Raw genomic sequence first — 18,302 nt, 5'->3', positions numbered from 1 at the left:
ACGATGGCAAAGAACAAAATTGAACGCATTGACCAGGAGATTACTAAGGTCCGCGAGAAGATCGCAGAGTATCAGGAAAAGCTCAAGGCGCTGGAGACACAGAAAACCGAGGCAGAAAATCTGGAGATCGTCCAGATGGTGCGCGCACTGCGTATGACCCCGGCTCAGCTGAGCGCCATGCTGTCCGGAGGCACAGTTCCCGGCAGTTTGGCTGATGACAACAACGAACAGGAGGAAAACAGCTATGAGGAATAAACGATTGCTCCGAACACTTTCCGCCATTTGCCTGACGCTGGTTCTGGCATTGGGCTTTACCGTTCCCGCTTTTGCCCAGGGCGCAGCTCCGCCCCCGGCAGAGGATACCACCAATGACAGCAATGTGGTGGTGGAAGAAACGGAAAAAGCACCTCCGCTGACCCCGGATGGCAACGCCGCTCTGGTGGATGATTTTGGTGGCAACAAGCAGCTCATTACCGTTACCACCAAGGCAGGCAACTATTTTTATATCCTGATCGACAGGGCCAACGAGGATAAAAAGACTGCTGTTCACTTTCTGAACCAGGTGGATGAAGCGGACCTGATGGCACTGATGGAAGATGGAAATGCCAAAGAGGAGCCGCCAGCTGTGTGCAGCTGCACGAAGAAATGTGAAGCAGGGGCAGTTAATACGGCCTGCCCGGTCTGTGTAACTGATAAGAGTAAATGTACGGGAAAAGCACCGGAACCTCCGGCAGAAACACCGGAGCCGGAAAAAGAGAAGCCTGCCGGACTGAACCCGGCTGCCCTGATCCTTCTGCTGGCTCTGCTGGGCGGCGGTGGCGTATTTGCCTACTTGAAGCTCGTTAAAAATAAGCCTAAGACCAAGGGCAATGACAGTCTGGACGATTATGATTATGGCGAGGAAGATTCCGAGGAATGGGAAACTGAGGATGAGGAAGTCCTTGAGGATGGTTTTGAGGGTTCTGACCCTAATGAGGAAAGTGATAGAACAGATTGAACCGTTTGAGCGTAGCATATTTCAAATCATTGCGGGATAAGGGACAGAGGACAGGGAGAAATTCCTGTCCTCTGCTGCTCTACTCACTCTCTTACTGCAAATCTACACCCAAAATCAGCACATGGTCAAAGAAAGGAGGACCTCACAATGAACACCTGGAACTTGTTATTACACTTTCTGATTATTTTTGATCTGGTCGCCTTCGGAATTTACTTTGGAGGAGACATTCTTTTCACTGCTATAAGCAAAGTTCAAAAAAAATCAAAGAAGGACGATGACTTGGATCTTTATGATTTTGAAATTGAGACCGCACCCCAAAAACGCTCTTTATGTGTGGACTCAATCCGAATGCTTTATTCTGGTGAGATAGATGAATTTGTGGAAAAGGAACTGTTGCCTGATGCAGCGGAGACCATGAACGCTTTATCTGAAGCTGAAAAAACAGCAGTTAGCCTGTTACTAAAAGCTTATATCGGTTTTTTGAGCGAAGAAGCAACGGTAGATGAACAAAGTTTTCCCATGGTTAAGGAACTGTTGTCTTATACACAGGGCAGCAAAGAAGATGGTGAAAAAGATGCCATAGATTGTCTGATGGAAGATACGGTCAGCAGAACCCACAGACATCGAGAATATTACAACAATTATCAACGCTATCAACTGATGCAGGTGGATAAAGAGCGTGTGATTATGGCCTGCAATATCATAATCAATGATTTGATTGGCAGGTTGTACCGATATGATTATCGCTTTGGCTATGACATTACACTTGCCTCAGAACACAGCATTGCAAAAAAACTGTCTGATAATTGGCAGAATGAATGGGAGGTTGAAGATTATGAAGCTGGTGATTGCTGAAAAACCATCGGTTGCACAAAGTCTGTCGGCGGTGATTGGTGCAACCGCCCGTAAGGACGGGTATCTGGAGGGAAACGGCTGGCGTGTCAGCTGGTGCGTGGGCCATCTGGCCGGGCTTGCAGATGCAGACAGCTATGACCCCAAGTATGCCAAGTGGCGATATGATGACCTGCCTATTCTGCCGGAGCATTGGCAGATGGTGGTGGGAAAGGATAAGAAAAAGCAGTTTGATATTCTCAAAAAGCTGATGAATGCCCCGGATGTGACGGAGGTGGTAAACGCTTGCGATGCCGGACGCGAGGGCGAGCTGATCTTCCGCAGTGTCTATGAGCTGGCAGGCTGCCAAAAGCCGATGAAAAGGCTTTGGATTTCTTCGATGGAGGACTCCGCCATCAGGGAGGGCTTTGCAAACCTCCGCCCCGGTGCGGACTATGACGGACTTCGGGATGCTGCTCTCTGTCGTGCCAAGGCCGACTGGCTGGTGGGGATCAATGCCACAAGGCTTTTTTCCGTGCTGTACCACCGCACCCTCAACATCGGGCGCGTGATGTCCCCTACGCTGGCACTCATTGTCCAGCGAGAAGCTGAGATCGACACCTTTAAGCCGGTTCCCTTTTATACCGTGGCACTGGAGCTACCCGGTCTTACCGTATCCGGGGAGCGCATGGCGGATAAGGCCGCTGCCGAGCAGCTGAAAGAAGTCTGCCAGGGTGCAGCCGTCACGATCAAAAAGGTGGAGTGCAAGGAAAAGTCCGAAAAGCCGCCCGCCCTCTATGACCTGACTACTCTGCAAAGAGATGCCAACCGCTTGCTTGGATTTACAGCCCAGCAGACCCTGGACTATCTGCAAAGCCTGTATGAAAAGAAGCTCTGCACCTATCCCCGTACTGACAGCCGCTATCTGACCGGTGATATGGCAGACAGCCTGCCGGTGCTGGTGAATCTGGTTGCCAATGCTATGCCATTTCGCAAAGGGATTGCCATTACCTGTGATCCGCAGATGGTCATCAACGACAAGAAAGTAACCGACCACCACGCAGTAATCCCTACCAGAAATCTCAAGGATGCAGACCTTTCTGCCCTTCCTGCGGGAGAAAAAGCGGTGCTGGAGCTGGTGGCCCTGCGTCTGCTGTGTGCCGTAGCCCAGCCCCATATCTATTCGGAAACCGTTGTGATTGCCGACTGTGCCGGTGGGGAGTTTACCGCCAAAGGAAAAACAGTGAAGCACCCCGGATGGAAAGCACTGGAGGACGCTTACCGTGCCAAAATGAAGGATGCGGAGCCAAAAAAAGAGGGCGCAGAGAAAGCCCTGCCGGAGCTGACCGAAGGACAGACCCTTTCGGTTTCTGCGGCAATCGTCAAAGAAGGCAAAAGCAGTCCGCCCCAGCACTTTACGGAGGACACCCTATTGTCCGCGATGGAGACTGCCGGAAAAGAAGATATGCCGGAGGATGCCGAACGAAAAGGTCTGGGGACACCGGCCACCCGTGCCGGTATTTTGGAAAAGCTGGTATCTGCCGGTTTTCTGGAACGAAAAAAGAGCAGGAAAACGGTGCAGCTTCTCCCTTCCCACGATGCAGTTTCCCTTATCACCGTTCTGCCGGAACAGCTGCAATCGCCGCTTTTGACTGCCGAGTGGGAGTACCGCCTGGGCGAGATCGAGCGCGGGCAGCTTGCCCCGGAGGAGTTTTTGGACGGGATCAGCACCATGCTGAAAGACCTGGTGGGAACTTATCAGGTCATCAGGGGAACTGAGTACCTGTTCACTCCGCCCCGTGAGGTGGTGGGCAAATGCCCTCGCTGCGGCGGTGAAGTTGCAGAACTGCAAAAAGGCTTCTTCTGTCAGAATGATTCTTGCAAATTTGCAATCTGGAAAAACAACAAATGGTGGGCTGCCAAGAAAAAACAGCCGACCAAAGCTGTGGTGTCTGCGCTGCTGAACGATGGCCGTGTCCGTGTGACGGGCCTATATTCGGAGAAAACCGGAAAGACCTACGATGCCGCTGTGGTTTTGGAGGATGATGGACAGTACGCCAACTTCAAGCTGGAATTTGACCAGCGGAAAGGAGGCAGCCGATGAAGCTCTCTTTAGTGGAACGGGAAACCATTCTCCTCTATAACCAGGCAGAACCAATGGCTGAGATCTATACTCATGATCCCCGTCTGATGGAGAAGCTGGATCTGCTGGCAAAAAAGCACCCCGACCAGATCACCCGAAAGGACGCCCATAACTTTACCGTCCCAAAGCGGTGTGTATCAGTCCGGGAGCCATACAGCGCAGAACGCCGCAAAGCCGCCAGTGAGCGTGCGAAAGCTGCCGGATACCAGCCCCCTGTGAGAAAGTCCGGCAGTTAAAGGCACATGACAGAGAATGTATTTGAAGCAGTCAAGCAGTCGGTCAGCACCAGAGATGCGGCAGCGTTTTATGGGATCGAGGTCAAACGAAATGGCATGGCCTGCTGTCCCTTTCACGATGATAAGAATCCCAGCATGAAGATAGACCAGCGGTTCCACTGCTTTGGCTGCGGTGAAGATGGAGATGTGATCGACTTTACCGCAAAGCTCTTTGACCTCTCCCCAAAAGAAGCGGCGGAGAAACTGGCACAGGACTTTGGCCTGATCTATGACAGTCAGGCCCCTCCCCGTAGGAGATATGTCCGGCAGAAAACAGAGGCACAAAAGTTTCGGGAGGACCGGCAGCGGTGTTATCGCGTACTGTCCGATTACTACTATCTGCTGAAAAAATGGGAGGCCGACAATTCTCCCCGGACACCGGAGGAAGAACCGCACCCCCGTTTTGTGGAAGCAATCCAGGAGAAAACCTATGTAGAGTACCTGTTGGACCTTTTTCTTTATGAAAGTGAAGAAGAACAAAAGGCATGGATTGCAGAACACACAGCAGAAATCACACATTTGGAAAGGAGATTGAAAATCATGGCTGAGAACAAACCCACCAACCGAGAGCGGCTAAGGGAAATCACAGATGGCATCGAGCAGGGCATCAAGGAACTGTTTGAGAGTGAAAAGTATATGCGCTATCTGTCCGTCATGTCCCGCTTCCACCGCTATTCGGTAAACAACACCATGCTCATCTATATGCAGAAGCCGGACGCTACATTGGTAGCCGGATACAATAAGTGGAAAGACCAGTTTGAGCGTCATGTTAAAAAGGGAGAGCATGGCATTACCATCATTGCTCCCACACCATATAAGAAGAAAATCGAGGAGCAGAAACTGGACCCGGATACCAAGGCTCCGATTTTGGATAAAGACGGAAAGATCGTCACAGAGGAAAAAGAAATCGAGATCCCCATGTTTCGCCCGGTCAAGGTCTTTGATGTGAGCCAGACCGACGGGAAACCTTTGCCTGAGCTTGCTTCCTCCCTTTCCGGCAATGTGCCAAATTATGAGGCATTCATGGAGGCTCTGCGCCGCAGTGCGCCGGTGCCGATCACTTTTGAAGCAATGGCCGCCGATACGGACGGCTATTTTTCTGCCGATCATCAGAAAATCGCCATTCGTCAGGGCATGAGTGAGGTGCAGACGGTTTCGGCCACAGTACACGAGATTGCCCACAGCAAGCTCCACAATCAGAAAAAGATTCAGATTGCCAATGACGAGCAATATCAGGAGATCGAGCTGTTTGATAAACCCGGTCTGTTCTCCAATGGGCGGATTGTCCGTGATAATCTGCCGGAGGGCGTTTATTGCTATGACCTGCGCGGTTCTGACTACGACCCCGGAGAGCCGGTCTGTGTAGAAGAACAAGTGGTTGTAAACCATGCAGGTTCCGTTCTGCTGACAGAGCCGCTGGAGCTGGCGGAAGATGGACGCCTGATGCTGACCGAGGAAGAAGGGCTGAATTTTGTTGGCGGCTTTTCTACCCTCACCCAGTTTTTGCAAGAACAGAGGAAAGATCGCCACACGGAGGAAGTGGAGGCTGAAAGCATCTCCTACGCAGTCTGCAAATATTTTGGCATCGAGACCGGAGAAAACAGCTTCGGCTATATTGCAAGCTGGAGTCAGGGCAAGGAGCTGAAAGAACTGAGAACCAGTTTGGAAACCATCAACAAGACCTCCGGTACTTTGATCTCTGACATTGAGCGCCACTATAAGGAAATCTGCAAAGAGCGCGGAATCGACCCTCATGCAAAGGCAGAGCCGGAAACCGCCCCGATAGAGCAGCCAACCAGCAATCTGACTTACTATGTAGCAGAGTGCATGGAATTTCCAAACCTCGGAGAATACCACGATAACTTGTCTTTGGAGGAAGCAATCCGCATTTATCAGGAGATTCCGGCAGAACGAATGAACGGGATCAAGGGCATTGGTTTTGAGCTGAAAGACGGAAGCGACTATGAAGGACCTTTTCCGATTTTGACCGGCCAGACCATTGACCTGGACACCATCCAGGCAATCGACTATTACCGTGATAATCCTCTGGTGCAAAAAGCGGTAAAGGAACTGGCTGCGGCAATGCCGGAAATGGAAGTGCTGGGGGCGGACGCCAATCAGCAGGAGGCTTTGTTTCTGATCGACAATGCCACCTATCTTCATATCCAGTCCTGTGACAGCGGCTGGGACTATACCCTTTACGATGCCGCATCCATGAAAGAGCTGGATGGTGGTCAGCTGGATATGCCGGAGATTTCCCGCATGAAGGCAGTTCTCCAGATTTGTGATGACAACAATCTGGACAGCACTTCGCTCAGACACGCTCCTATGTCCATGATTGAGACCTTGCAGGAAGCGGCCTATCAGCAAATGCAGGCAGAGACCGGTCAGATGACTGCTTCTTCCCAGCTGCCGGAAGCGCAGGAGCAGGCACTGGATGAATACCCCATGCCGGATGAGCAGGTATCCACACCGGATATGCAGGAATATGGCTACTCCTATGATGGGATGTTCCCTGTTACCAGAGAACGGGCGCTGGAACTGGATGCCGCCGGTTTGACCGTCTATGTGCTGCATGAGGACAATACGGAGAGCATGGTGTTTGATCCGCAGGAAATCATGGATCATGGCGGTCTTTTCGGTGTGGACCATGAGGAATGGGAGAAAAGCCCTCAGTTCCACGAAAAGGTCATGGAGCGTCAGGAACATCAGCAGGAACGCGAACAGGCATTTCTCTCTCAGAACAGAGATTGCTTTGCCATCTATCAGGTAAGTAGTGACGATCCGCAGAATGTGCGCTTTATGAATCTGGATTGGTTAAAGTCCCACGACATTTCCATAGACCGCAGCAATTATGACCTCATTTACACAGCTCCTCTGAGGGAGTCTGGCACTGTGCCGGAGCAGCTGGAAAAACTCTATCAGCAATTCAATCTGGAAAAGCCCGTGGACTTTCACAGTCCCTCCATGAGCGTCAGCGACATCGTTGCGATCAGACAGGACGGTAAGGTATCCTGTCATTACTGTGACAGTGTTGGTTTTACCCAGATCCCCGGATTCCTGCCAGAAAACCCGCTGAAAAATGCGGAAATGATGCTGGAGGACGATTACGGCATGATCGACGGTATCATCAACAATGGCGCAAAAGAACCTACGGTGGCAGAGCTGGAACAGCAGGCCCGAAGCGGTCAGCCCATTTCCCTGATGGATCTGGCTGCCGCTGCCCATCGGGAGGAACGGGAAAAGAAAAAGTCCGTCATGGAGCAGCTGAAAAGCCAGCCCAAGGCAGAACACAAAAAGACAGCACCCAAAAAGAGTGCGGAAAGGGAGATTTGATATGGGAAACTTTACTTTTGAGGAAATGAACCTGATGTGCATTTACAATACCGGCAGCCGCACCGGGCTGATTGACAGTTTGCGTGAGATGCGCGGCGAGCTTTCGCCGGAGGAAACCGAGCTGCGGGAGTTGACAGACAGCGCACTGGGCAAGCTCCAGGCCATGAGTGATGCCGAGTTTGCCGAACTGGAGCTGTACCCGGATTTTGACCAGTAAACAACATAACCGCAGGGATGGGGTGGCGATCTGCCACCCCGCCTTTTTACCCCAAAACTGAAAGGAGGACAGAACACCATGCCAACCAAAGCTGAACTATATGCACAGATGGCGGAGAAGGTGGCAACGCAGCTCACGGGGAGCTGGCAGGAATGGGCAGGGTTTCTCACCACTGCTTCCCGCCTTTACAAGTACCCGTTCCATGAGCAGTTGATGATCTACGCCCAGCGTCCGGACGCTACCGCCTGTGCAGAGTACGATTTGTGGAATGAAAAGATGGGACGGTATGTAAGGCGCGGCTCCAAGGGAATCGCTCTGGTGGACGATTCCGGGGACAGGCCCCGCCTGCGCTATGTTTTTGATATTTCCGACACCGGAACACGTGAACATTCCCGCACTCCCTGGCTGTGGCAGCTGGAGGAGCGTCATTTGGATTCGGTGCAGGCCATGCTTGAGCGCACCTATGATGTTTCCGGTGATGACCTTGCCGGACAGCTCACCGAGGTAGCCGGAAAACTGGCTGAGGAATACTGGACGGAGCATCAGCAGGACTTCTTCTATATCGTTGACGGTTCCTTTTTGGAGGAATATGATGAGTTTAACATCGGAGTACAGTTCAAGGCAGCCGCCACCGTCAGCATCACTTACGCTTTGATGTCCCGCTGCGGACTGGAGCCGGAACGCTACTTCGACCACGAAGATTTCATGGCGATCTTTGATTTCAACACCCCGTCCACCATCGGGGCGCTGGGAACAGCGGTCAGCCAGATCAACCAGCAGGTGCTGCGGCAGATCGGCGTTACCGTCCGAAATGCAGAGCGCGAAGCCAACCAAGAAAGGAGCAAACAAGATGAACAATCCCATGACCTATATCCAGAACGGAGACTATCTGATTCCCGACCTGAAGCTGAGCCAGCAGCGGTCGAAACCTTTGGGCAAATACGGCAGGATGAGGAAAACCTACCTGAAGGAACACCGTCCCATCCTCTACAACCAGATGTTGCTGAGCGAGAAGCTGTACCAGCACCTTCTGGAGATCGACGAGACCGCCCAGAACAGACTGGAGCAGATGATGCCCCAGCTGGCGAAGGAAGCGGGAGCCACCGAGGAACTGAAAGCCAGCGATCCCATGAAGTGGGTGGGGCTGATGAACACCTGCAAAGCTCAGGCAGAGGAGATTCTGATGGCGGAGCTTATCAACAGCTGACCCTAAACCTGTTCCTCTCCGAAGCAGAACAGATCCAATCCATAGATGAAGCAGAGAATGTAGCGCATACATCCTCTGCTTTTTCTTTTGCTCAAAATGACATCGACCATGTGCTGCGTTTGGGCGGCAATACAGACCGCCAGAGGGAGCGTGTGGTTGCAGCCTTTGAAAAACAGAAAACCACCGCTGAGATTGCCGAGATACTGAAAACGCTGTACCACGGCGGCAACGGCCTTGGCAGTGTGAGCGCATGGTATGCCGAGGATGGTATCCATCTTTCTCATGGGAAGTCTGTCCGTTATGACAGGTCTGCCCAGGTCATTTCCTGGGAGAGCGCCGCAGAGCGTATCGGGGAGCTTTTGGAGAGCGGCCAGTTTGCCTCCAATGTGGAGCTTGCAGAAGCGGCAGGCTATGAACGCTCCCTCCTTTCAGAAAAGCTCTGGTATCTGTATCACGATCTCAGCGAGGACGCCAGAGAAGCCGGATATTTGTCCTGCCTGTCAGAGATCAAAGGCAATGGGTTCCCAGAGGAGATCCGCCGCCTAACTGAGCAGCTGAGTGACCCAGCTTTCCGCCAGACCCTCAAGGAAGAATACGCCGCCTTCTGGACTGCCTATCAGCAGGAACGTGACCTGTTGCGCTTTCACTACCACAGACCAAGGGAGATTTGGGAGAATCTGAAGGACCTTGACCTGCCTCGCAGGACTTTTTCTTCAGACCTTTCCCAAGTGCCAACCGTCCAGCATTTCATTACCGAGGATGAGATCGACGCCGCCATGACCGGCGGTAGCAGTTTTGCCGGAGGAAAAGGCCGTATCTATGCGTTCTTCATGGAAAACCATACGGATAAGGAAAAAGTGAGATTCCTCAAAGACGAGTATGGCATTGGTGGTCGCTCTCATGCCCTGTCCGGCGCAACACACAGCGGCGAAGATCACGATGGGAAAGGACTGCACTATAAAAAGCAGGACTGCCCGGATGTTCACTTGAACTGGGAAAAGGTTGCCAAGCGCATTACCTCTCTTGTTCAGAAAGGCCGCTATCTTACCGAACAGGAACAGGCGCAGTATGACAAAATCCAGGCTGAAAAGGAACTGGCAGAAGAAGATGCTATCCAAGCCCAGCAGACGGAGGTGGAGGAAGAAACTCCAAAGCCTACCCTTCGGGAGCAGTTTGAGCAGTATAAGCCTGTGGTAACTGCCGCTATTTCCGAGGATGCCGCATACCGTAATGCCTGCGGTCATTTTGACCGTGAAAATGCTGTCATCGAGGGCAATGCTGCTGTGCGCCGTGCGGTCCTTGGTTCTAAGGATATGGAGCTGATCCGCCTTTATTCTGATATACCGGAGTTCCGCCAGCGTCTGCACCGGGAAGTAATCGACGAAACCTATCCAAAGCTCCATGAGCTTCTGCGCCCTCTGTCTCAGGAAGATATTGATACTGCCCTTTGTGCATGGAACGGCAATATTGAGAGTAAACACGCTGTCGTCCGCTATATGAAAGACCATGCAAGGGAGAAAGATACCGCTGCATGGCTGGCTCAGGAATACGGTGACAGCAACAGACTGTTCGTTGTCCGTGCCGGAAGTCCAGAGGAAACGCGGCTGCCCTGGCCGAAGGTACAGCGCCGGATTGCCCAGCTCATTCAGGAGGACCGGTTCTATACCGAAGAAGAACAGGACCGTTTTGACAACATCGACCCTATCGCCATCCGGGAAGCCCTGGAGGAAAGAGGGATTGTCAACGGTCAGGTGGCAGACCCGGAAAAACTGGACAATGACCCGTTTATCCAGCAGGTGATGTCGGATGCAGAGCAGATCGCAGCTGCCGAGACAGAGCAGACTTCCGAAGTTTCCATTTCCGATGAGGAATATGATGCCGTTCGCAGCCCCATTCCACAAAGAACCTCCTATGACCCTGCCGCCCCGGTTTATGCCGTGGGCGATACCGTGTATATCGAGGATGACGCCTATCAGATCACCGAGCTGCGGGAGGACACCGTACAGCTTCTGCCCACCGGCATGGTATATCCCATCTATCGGGCAGAGCGCAAAGAACAGTTCGAGCAGTTGCTTCGGGCAGACCGCCGCAATGCTTACTATACCGAGCTTCTTCCCATTGACCCGGACAAGGCAGATCAGGACTTGCGGGATGTATTGTCCCATGGACTGATGGATGAAGCAGATAAAAAACAGGTTTCCACGCTGCTGCAATCCGGCAGGAGCAACAGTGAGATTGCCTACTGGCTGAGCAGAGCCTATTCCGGTGAGATCGAGACACTGAATCTGGAGACTGGCGATATTGCCGATTACCGTACCACGGCACAGGGCATAGAGCTGGAAGTCATGGATGCAGAGGAAAAGCGTCTGGCTATGCTGTATTTCCGCTGGGATGAGGTTGCACCTTTGCTGCGCGGGATGTACGCCCGTCAGCTGGATGGCTTTGGACAGGAACAGCCCCAACCGGCTACCGAATCCCCGACCTTCCATTCCGAGACTGTGGCCGTCTATCCGGGCGATAAGAACAATCTGCCTTATGATGTGGTGGTGGAACGGCTGCATATTGAGGAGCCGGAGCCACCAGCCCCTGTGACTGAGCCGGAGAAAACCTTTGAGGAGGTGTTGGACGAACACCCGGTTTCCATTCAGGTCAATGGCCAGTGGCAGACCTTTCCCAATGCCAAAGCTGCCGAAGAAGCCTCCTATGAGGAATACAAGGCTAACCTGCGCCGCAATGCACAGAACTTCCGTATTACCGATGAGCATTTGGGCGAAGGCGGTCCGAAAGCCAAGTTTCAGGCAAATATCAATGCCATTCGTTTGCTGAAAGAGCTGGAAGCTGCTGGACAGCAGGCAAGCCCCGAACAGCAGGAGGTTCTATCCCGCTATGTGGGCTGGGGTGGCCTTGCCGATGCCTTTGACCCGGAGAAACCGGCATGGGCTTCCGAGTATGCTCAGCTGAAAGAGCTGCTGACCCCGGAGGAATATGCCGCAGCCAGAAGTTCCACCCTCAATGCCCACTACACCAGTCCTACGGTCATTCAGGCCATCTATGAAGCGGTGGGCCGTATGGGATTTGAGACCGGAAATATTCTGGAGCCATCTATGGGTGTGGGCAATTTCTTCGGTATGCTGCCGGAGGAAATGCGAAACAGTCGTCTGTATGGCGTGGAGCTGGACCCTGTTTCCGGGCGCATCGCAAAGCAGCTCTATCCCAAGGCGGACATCACAGTAGGCGGCTTTGAGACCACCGACAGGCGTGACTTCTTTGACCTTGCCATCGGCAATGTACCTTTTGGCCAGTATCAGGTCAATGACAAAGCCTACAACAAGCTGAATTTCAGTATTCACAACTACTTTTTCGCCAAAGCACTGGACCAGGTGCGTCCCGGTGGTGTGGTAGCTTTTGTGACCTCTCGCTATACCATGGACGCCAAGGATTCCACCGTGCGCCGCTATCTTGCCCAGCGTGCCGAGCTGCTGGGAGCTATCCGTCTGCCTAATGACGCGTTCAAAAAGAATGCCGGTGCCGAGGTGGTATCGGACATCATCTTCCTCCAAAAGCGGGATCGCCCGCTGGACATCGTGCCGGAATGGACCCAGACCGGACAGACGGAGGACGGGTTTGCCATCAACCGGTATTTTATCGACCACCCGGAAATGGTGCTGGGCAGGCAGGAGCCGGTAAGCACTGCTCATGGCATGGACTACACCGTGAACCCTATCGAGGGACTGGAGCTTTCCGACCAGCTGCATGATGCGGTAAAGTATATTCATGGCACTTATCAGGAGGCAGAGCTGCCGGAGCTGGGCGAAGGCGAAGCCATTGACACCTCCATTCCTGCCGACCCTAATGTGAAGAACTATTCCTATGCTATTGTAGACGGGCAGGTGTACTACCGGGAAAACAGCCGTATGGTGCGCCCTGACCTCAACGCTACCGCCGAAGCCCGTGTGAAAGGTCTTGTGGGACTGCGTGATTGTGTGCAGGAGCTGATCGACCTTCAGATGGATGCAGCGGTTCCGGACAGCACCATTCGGGAGAAGCAGTCGGAACTGAACCGGCTCTATGACAGCTTTTCGGCCAAATACGGTCTCATCAATGACCGTGCAAACCGTCTGGCCTATGCAGACGATTCTTCCTATTACCTGCTCTGTGCGCTGGAAGTCATCGACGAGGACGGAAAGCTGGAGCGCAAGGCGGATATGTTCACCAAACGGACCATCAAGCCCCATCAGGCGGTGGCTGTGGTGGATACGGCAAGTGAAGCACTGGCGGTGTCTATCTCGGAAAAAGCCTGCGTGGATATGAGCTATATGAGCCAGCTTACCGGAAAAACAAAAGAAGAACTGGCCGGAGAGCTGCAAGGCGTAATCTTCCGTGTACCGGGACAGTTGGAGCAGGACGGAACGCCCCATTATGTGACTGCTGATGAATACCTCTCCGGCAATGTACGCCGCAAACTGCGTCAGGCGCAGCGGGCGGCACAGCAGGACCAGGTTTATGCAGTCAATGTGGAAGCCCTTACCGCCGCCCAGCCCAAAGACCTGGATGCGTCGGAGATCGAGGTGCGTCTGGGCGCTACCTGGATTGACAAGGAATATATCCAGCAGTTTATGTATGAGACCTTTAATACCCCGTTTTATCTCCAACGCAGTATCGAGGTCAACTATTCGTCCTTTACCGCTGAATGGCAGATCAAGGGGAAATCTTCTGTATCCTACAACGATGTGACAGCTTATACCACCTACGGAACCAGCCGCGCCAACGCCTACAAGATTTTAGAGGACAGCCTGAACCTGCGGGATGTCCGTATCTATGACACCATAGAGGATGCAGACGGAAAAGAGCGCCGCGTGCTGAATGCCAAGGAGACCACCCTGGCGGCTCAAAAACAGCAGGCGATCCGGGAAGCCTTTAGGGACTGGATCTGGAGAGACCCGGAGCGCCGCCAGACTTTGGTGAGCCAGTACAACGAGGAAATGAACTCTACCCGTCCCCGTGAATATGATGGCAGCCACATCACTTTTGGAGGCATGAACCCGGCCATTACCCTGCGGGAACACCAGAAAAGCGCCATTGCCCATGTGCTGTATGGAGGAAATACCCTGTTGGCACATGAAGTAGGCGCAGGCAAAACTTTTGAAATGGTAGCTGCTTCGATGGAAGCCAAACGCCTGGGACTGTGCCAGAAATCTCTCTTTGTGGTTCCAAACCATCTGACAGAGCAGTGGGCGTCGGAGTTTCTGCGTCTCTATCCTTCCGCCAATATCTTAGTCACCACCAAAAAGGACTTTGAGACCCATAACCGAAAGAAGTTCTGCGCTCGTATTGCGACGGGTGATTATGATGCCATCATCATGGGACACAGCCAGTTTGAGCGTATCCCCATCAGCCGGGAGCGTCAGGAAAGGCTTCTCTATGAGCAGATCGACGAGATCACCGAGGGCATCGCAGAGGTGCAGGCCAGCGGCGGCGAGCGTTTTACCGTCAAGCAGCTGGAGCGTACCAGAAAGTCTCTGGAAGCCAGACTGGAAAAGCTGCAAGCCGAGGGGCGAAAAGACGATGTGGTAACCTTCGAGCAGCTGGGTGTGGACCGTTTGTTTGTGGACGAGGCCCACAACTATAAAAACCTGTTTCTATACACAAAAATGCGGAATGTGGCTGGTCTTTCCACATCGGACGCGCAGAAATCCTCCGATATGTTTGCCAAGTGCCGCTATATGGACGAGATCACCGGAAATCGTGGTGTGATCTTTGCCACCGGCACCCCGGTCAGCAACTCCATGACCGAGCTTTACACCATGCAGCGTTATCTTCAGTATGAACGCCTGCAAGAGCTGAACATGACCCACTTCGACTGTTGGGCTTCCCGATTTGGGGAGACCGTCACAGCATTGGAGCTGGCACCGGAAGGCACCGGCTACCGGGCAAGAACGAGATTCAGCAAGTTCTTTAACCTGCCGGAGCTGATGAACCTGTTCAAAGAAGTGGCGGACATTAAGACTGCCGACCAGCTGAATCTGCCTACCCCGGAAGTGGAATACCACAACATCGTGGCGCAGCCTACCGAACATCAGCAGGAAATGGTCAAGGACCTTTCGGAGCGCGCATCGCTGGTACACAGCGGAACCGTTGACCCGTCCCAGGACAATATGCTCAAGATTACCTCGGATGGCCGTAAACTGGGGCTGGACCAGAGGATCGTCAACCAGATGCTGCCGGACGAACCCGGAACAAAGGTCAATCAATGCGTAGAGAACATCATGCAGATCTGGCGGGATGGCGAGGCTGATAAATTAACCCAGCTGGTGTTCTGTGATATTTCTACCCCGCAGGCAAAAGCTCCTGCAAGCAAGGCGGCGAAAACGCTGGATAATCCACTGCTTCACGCACTGGAAGGCGCTGTACCTCTGCCGGAGCAGGAACCGGCCTTTACGGTGTATGACGATATTCGTCAGAAGCTCATTGCCCAGGGGATGCCTGCCGACCAGATCGCTTTTATCCATGAAGCCAATACCGAGGTGCGGAAAAAGGAGCTGTTCTCCAAAGTCCGTACCGGTCAGGTGCGTGTGCTTATGGGCAGCACCGCCAAGATGGGCGCAGGCACCAATGTGCAGGACCGTCTGGTGGCACTTCATGACCTGGACTGTCCGTGGAGACCGGGAGACCTTGCCCAGCGCAAGGGCCGTATCGAGCGCCAGGGCAACCAGAATCCCCTTGTCCATGTGTATCGCTATGTGACCGAGGGAACTTTCGACGCATACCTCTGGCAGACAGTGGAGAATAAGCAGAAATTCATCAGCCAGATCATGACTTCTAAATCGCCGGTGCGCTCCTGCGATGATGTGGATGAAACGGCGCTTTCCTTTGCCGAGATCAAGGCTCTGTGCGCCGGAGACCCCCGTATCAAAGAGCGTATGGATCTGGATGTGGAGGTATCCCGCCTGAAGCTGATGAAAGCCGACCACCAGAGTAAGCAGTACCGCTTGGAGGATCAGTTGCTCAAATATTTCCCGGAGGAGATTGAAAAGCACAAGGGCTTTATCAAAGGCTTTGAATCTGACCTGGAGGTTTTGGCAGCTCACCCGCACCCGGAGGACGGCTTTGCCGGTATGGAGATTCGTGGAGATCTGCTGACCGATAAGGAGAACGCCGGTGCTGCCCTTTTGGATGCCTGCAAGGAGGTCAAAACCTCCGATCCGGTGCAGATCGGCAGCTACCGGGGCTATGCCATGTCTGTGGAATTTTCCGCTTGGAAACAGGAATATACGCTCCTGCTAAAAGGACAGATGACCCACAGGGCAACCCTTGGTACAGACCCTCGCGGAAATCTTACCCGTATCGACAATGCCCTCGCCCAGATGCCGCAGCGTCTGGAGGCGGCAAAGGCCCAGATGGATAACCTCTATCAGCAGCAGGCTGCGGCAAAGGAGGAAGTTGGAAAGCCATTCCTTTATGAAGAAGAACTAAAAAGCAAAAACGCCCGTCTGGTGGAGCTGGATACCCTGCTCAACATCGACGGAAAGGGACCGGCACACGATGAAGCTGTCGTTGCCAAAAGCACACGGCCTTCGGTATTGGACCATCTGAAACGCCCGGTGCCGCCCCGCAGTACAGACAAGAAGCCAAAACAGCATGAGGAGGTGCGATAACATGAATACCAACGATCTAAATACAGCCCTTTATGAAAAGATGGCTGCCGAGCAGGACAAATACAGGGACTGGCTGAAAAGCCAGCCCCCGGAAGAAATCCTGCACCACACCTATGAGTACACGGTTCGTGAGGACATTGTGATGGCGATGGAGGAACTGGAGCTGACTGATGTCCAGGCCCAGGCACTTTTGGAATCTCCCTCTCCGCTGGCGGATGTGTACCGTTATTTTGAAAAGCTGGAGACCGGCTATATGGATGTGATCCGGGACAGTATTGAGAACCGTGCCGACGATGTGTGCAGAGCTAAAGAGGAACTGCGAACAACACCGGTCTATCCCCACTCTGCCGCCTATGCGAGAGAACATAGGGAACTGGAGCAGTACCGGGTTTCCAACAATGCAAATCTCCAATGCAAGGAGTCCATTGAAGCGGCGGTGCGGGAACACTTCGACGGAATGTATCTCAGTCACGATGCGGCAAAGGGTGTGATCGAGACCTATGGCATGGAGCGTGTGGCGCTGGTCCTTGCCAACACCGTCCAGCTTCAGGACTGGGATGGGCGTTACTCCCGACGCAATAAGGAATGGGCCAAGACCATTCCCAACGATAATCCCGAAACCGTCCGTTGTGGTTATGTCCTGAACAGCCACCCTGCTGTGCTGGATGGCTTTATTGATCTGGTGCGAGAAGAACAGCAGCGCAGCCGTACTCAGGGAGAAAAGATACAACCGTCCCGCCCCTCTGTACGGGATAAGCTCAAGCAGGAACTGCCTGCCCATAAGCCTGCCGCCCCGAAGAAACAGGGACCGGAGAGATAACCATGGCAAAGCGTAAGCGGGATATGCAATTAAACTTTAGAGTTTCAGCGGAGGAGCTTGCTGTGATTGAGCAAAAAATGTCTCAGTTTGGAACCTCCAACCGTGAAGCCTATCTAAGAAAAATGGCGCTGGATGGGTATGTAGTCAAGCTGGAGCTGCCGGAGCTGAAGGAGCTTGTTTCCCTGATGCGCCGAAACAGCAACAACTTAAACCAGCTGACCCGTAAAGTGCATGAGACTGGGCGGGTTTATGATGCTGACTTGGAGGATATATCCCAGCGGCAGGAACAGTTATGGGAGGGCGTAGAGGAAATCATTACCCAGCTTTCCAAACTTTTATAACAGGGATAGATACTCCATTTGCGGAGGGAGGAACGGCATTACTTCGCTGCTCCTCTCTCCGCTTTTTCTTTTTATCGGTATCCTTGTCTTTTGCCTGCCCATGCCGGATAATATGATTAGAAAAGATACCAAGAACGCTGCAAGGAGGAAATAACATGAAGATTTTGAAAGGGCTTTTGATGATTATAACTGCACCGGTCATTTTGGTGCTGACGCTTTTTGTCTGGCTCTGCACGGGGCTGATCTACATATCCGGTCTGGTGCTTGGTCTGCTCAGCACTGTAATTGCTCTGCTTGGCGTGGCTGTGCTTATTACCTATTCCCCGCAGAATGGTGTGATTTTGCTGGTTATGGCATTTTTGATTAGCCCGATGGGGCTGCCGCTGGCTGCAATCTGGCTACTGGGCAAGGTGCAGAGTTTGAAATTTGCCATTCAGGATTGGGTTTATGGATAAAAAATACGCAAAACCATAAAAATGC

The 18,302-nt window shown here is 52.9% G+C and carries 13 protein-coding genes; 12 read left to right on the top strand and 1 reads right to left on the bottom strand.

The features are described from left to right. Positions 1–3 precede the first annotated feature (3 nt). From H8S55_RS04540 to H8S55_RS04510, 7 genes are all read left to right on the top strand, one after another. On the top strand, positions 4–255 hold the full coding sequence (locus tag H8S55_RS04540) for a DUF4315 family protein (protein ID WP_006059582.1): 252 nt from the start codon (positions 4–6) through the stop codon (positions 253–255). Beyond that, positions 245–997 carry a DUF4366 domain-containing protein gene (locus H8S55_RS04535; RefSeq protein ID WP_024724978.1) on the top strand — a complete coding sequence of 251 codons (753 nt, stop codon included), beginning with the start codon at positions 245–247 and terminating at the stop codon, positions 995–997. Before H8S55_RS04540 ends, H8S55_RS04535 begins: the two co-directional genes overlap by 11 nt. A gap of 147 nt (positions 998–1,144) precedes the next feature. Further along, a complete protein-coding gene (locus H8S55_RS04530; RefSeq protein WP_006059584.1) occupies positions 1,145–1,852 on the top strand; it encodes a hypothetical protein in 708 nt (235 codons plus the stop codon). Next, entirely contained in the window at positions 1,833–3,932 is a 2,100-nt protein-coding gene (locus H8S55_RS04525; protein WP_186877980.1) for a type IA DNA topoisomerase, read from the top strand. The genes H8S55_RS04530 and H8S55_RS04525 overlap by 20 nt, the downstream gene beginning before the upstream one ends. Next, positions 3,929–4,207, top strand: a complete 279-nt coding sequence (locus H8S55_RS04520; RefSeq protein WP_055658145.1) for a hypothetical protein — start codon at positions 3,929–3,931, stop codon at positions 4,205–4,207. Before H8S55_RS04525 ends, H8S55_RS04520 begins: the two co-directional genes overlap by 4 nt. Before the next feature lie 6 nt (positions 4,208–4,213). Next, the gene (locus tag H8S55_RS04515) at positions 4,214–7,582 is read left to right on the top strand and encodes an LPD28 domain-containing protein (protein ID WP_186877979.1); all 3,369 of its coding nucleotides are present in this window, start codon (positions 4,214–4,216) and stop codon (positions 7,580–7,582) included. A 1-nt stretch (position 7,583) separates the two neighbouring features. Next, the gene (locus H8S55_RS04510; protein ID WP_002588976.1) at positions 7,584–7,799 is read left to right on the top strand and encodes a transposon-transfer assisting family protein; all 216 of its coding nucleotides are present in this window, start codon (positions 7,584–7,586) and stop codon (positions 7,797–7,799) included. A 96-nt stretch (positions 7,800–7,895) separates the two neighbouring features. Here H8S55_RS04510 and H8S55_RS14060 read toward each other — a convergent pair whose 3' ends face one another. Next, the gene (locus tag H8S55_RS14060) at positions 7,896–8,663 is read right to left on the bottom strand and encodes a hypothetical protein (RefSeq protein WP_243200455.1); all 768 of its coding nucleotides are present in this window, start codon (positions 8,661–8,663) and stop codon (positions 7,896–7,898) included. Between H8S55_RS14060 and H8S55_RS14055 the strand changes: the two genes are divergently transcribed. The 5 genes from H8S55_RS14055 (at position 8,650) to H8S55_RS04490 (ending at position 18,277) form a co-directional block, all read left to right on the top strand. Further along, on the top strand, positions 8,650–9,006 hold the full coding sequence (locus H8S55_RS14055) for a TnpV protein (RefSeq protein WP_243200454.1): 357 nt from the start codon (positions 8,650–8,652) through the stop codon (positions 9,004–9,006). The genes H8S55_RS14060 and H8S55_RS14055 overlap by 14 nt on opposite strands. A 152-nt stretch (positions 9,007–9,158) precedes the next feature. Next, entirely contained in the window at positions 9,159–16,661 is a 7,503-nt protein-coding gene (locus H8S55_RS04505; protein WP_436233136.1) for a helicase-like domain-containing protein, read from the top strand. Position 16,662: 1 nt separating this feature from the next. After that, positions 16,663–17,481 (top strand): DUF3848 domain-containing protein, encoded by an 819-nt coding sequence (locus H8S55_RS04500; protein ID WP_186877977.1) that lies wholly within the window; start codon positions 16,663–16,665, stop codon positions 17,479–17,481. Then, positions 17,478–17,822, top strand: coding sequence for a plasmid mobilization protein (locus H8S55_RS04495; protein WP_024724974.1), 345 nt, complete (start codon positions 17,478–17,480; stop codon positions 17,820–17,822). The genes H8S55_RS04500 and H8S55_RS04495 overlap by 4 nt, the downstream gene beginning before the upstream one ends. A 155-nt stretch (positions 17,823–17,977) precedes the next feature. Further along, positions 17,978–18,277 (top strand): CD1845 family protein, encoded by a 300-nt coding sequence (locus H8S55_RS04490; RefSeq protein WP_117451351.1) that lies wholly within the window; start codon positions 17,978–17,980, stop codon positions 18,275–18,277. The last annotated feature ends 25 nt before the right edge of the window (positions 18,278–18,302 follow it).

The organism is Flintibacter faecis, from assembly GCF_014287875.1.
Lineage (GTDB): Bacteria > Bacillota > Clostridia > Oscillospirales > Oscillospiraceae > Lawsonibacter > Lawsonibacter faecis_A.
Note: the sequence above shows the minus strand (reverse complement) of the source record. Positions and strands in the feature narration are given on the sequence as shown.

Coding starts and splice junctions, on each gene's coding strand:
- H8S55_RS04540 (WP_006059582.1), top strand. CDS start 4: ATGGCAAAGAACAAAATTGAACGCATTGACCAGGAGATTACTAAGGTC.
- H8S55_RS04535 (WP_024724978.1), top strand. CDS start 245: ATGAGGAATAAACGATTGCTCCGAACACTTTCCGCCATTTGCCTGACG.
- H8S55_RS04530 (WP_006059584.1), top strand. CDS start 1,145: ATGAACACCTGGAACTTGTTATTACACTTTCTGATTATTTTTGATCTG.
- H8S55_RS04525 (WP_186877980.1), top strand. CDS start 1,833: ATGAAGCTGGTGATTGCTGAAAAACCATCGGTTGCACAAAGTCTGTCG.
- H8S55_RS04520 (WP_055658145.1), top strand. CDS start 3,929: ATGAAGCTCTCTTTAGTGGAACGGGAAACCATTCTCCTCTATAACCAG.
- H8S55_RS04515 (WP_186877979.1), top strand. CDS start 4,214: ATGACAGAGAATGTATTTGAAGCAGTCAAGCAGTCGGTCAGCACCAGA.
- H8S55_RS04510 (WP_002588976.1), top strand. CDS start 7,584: ATGGGAAACTTTACTTTTGAGGAAATGAACCTGATGTGCATTTACAAT.
- H8S55_RS14055 (WP_243200454.1), top strand. CDS start 8,650: ATGAACAATCCCATGACCTATATCCAGAACGGAGACTATCTGATTCCC.
- H8S55_RS14060 (WP_243200455.1), bottom strand. CDS start 8,663: ATGGGATTGTTCATCTTGTTTGCTCCTTTCTTGGTTGGCTTCGCGCTC.
- H8S55_RS04500 (WP_186877977.1), top strand. CDS start 16,663: ATGAATACCAACGATCTAAATACAGCCCTTTATGAAAAGATGGCTGCC.
- H8S55_RS04490 (WP_117451351.1), top strand. CDS start 17,978: ATGAAGATTTTGAAAGGGCTTTTGATGATTATAACTGCACCGGTCATT.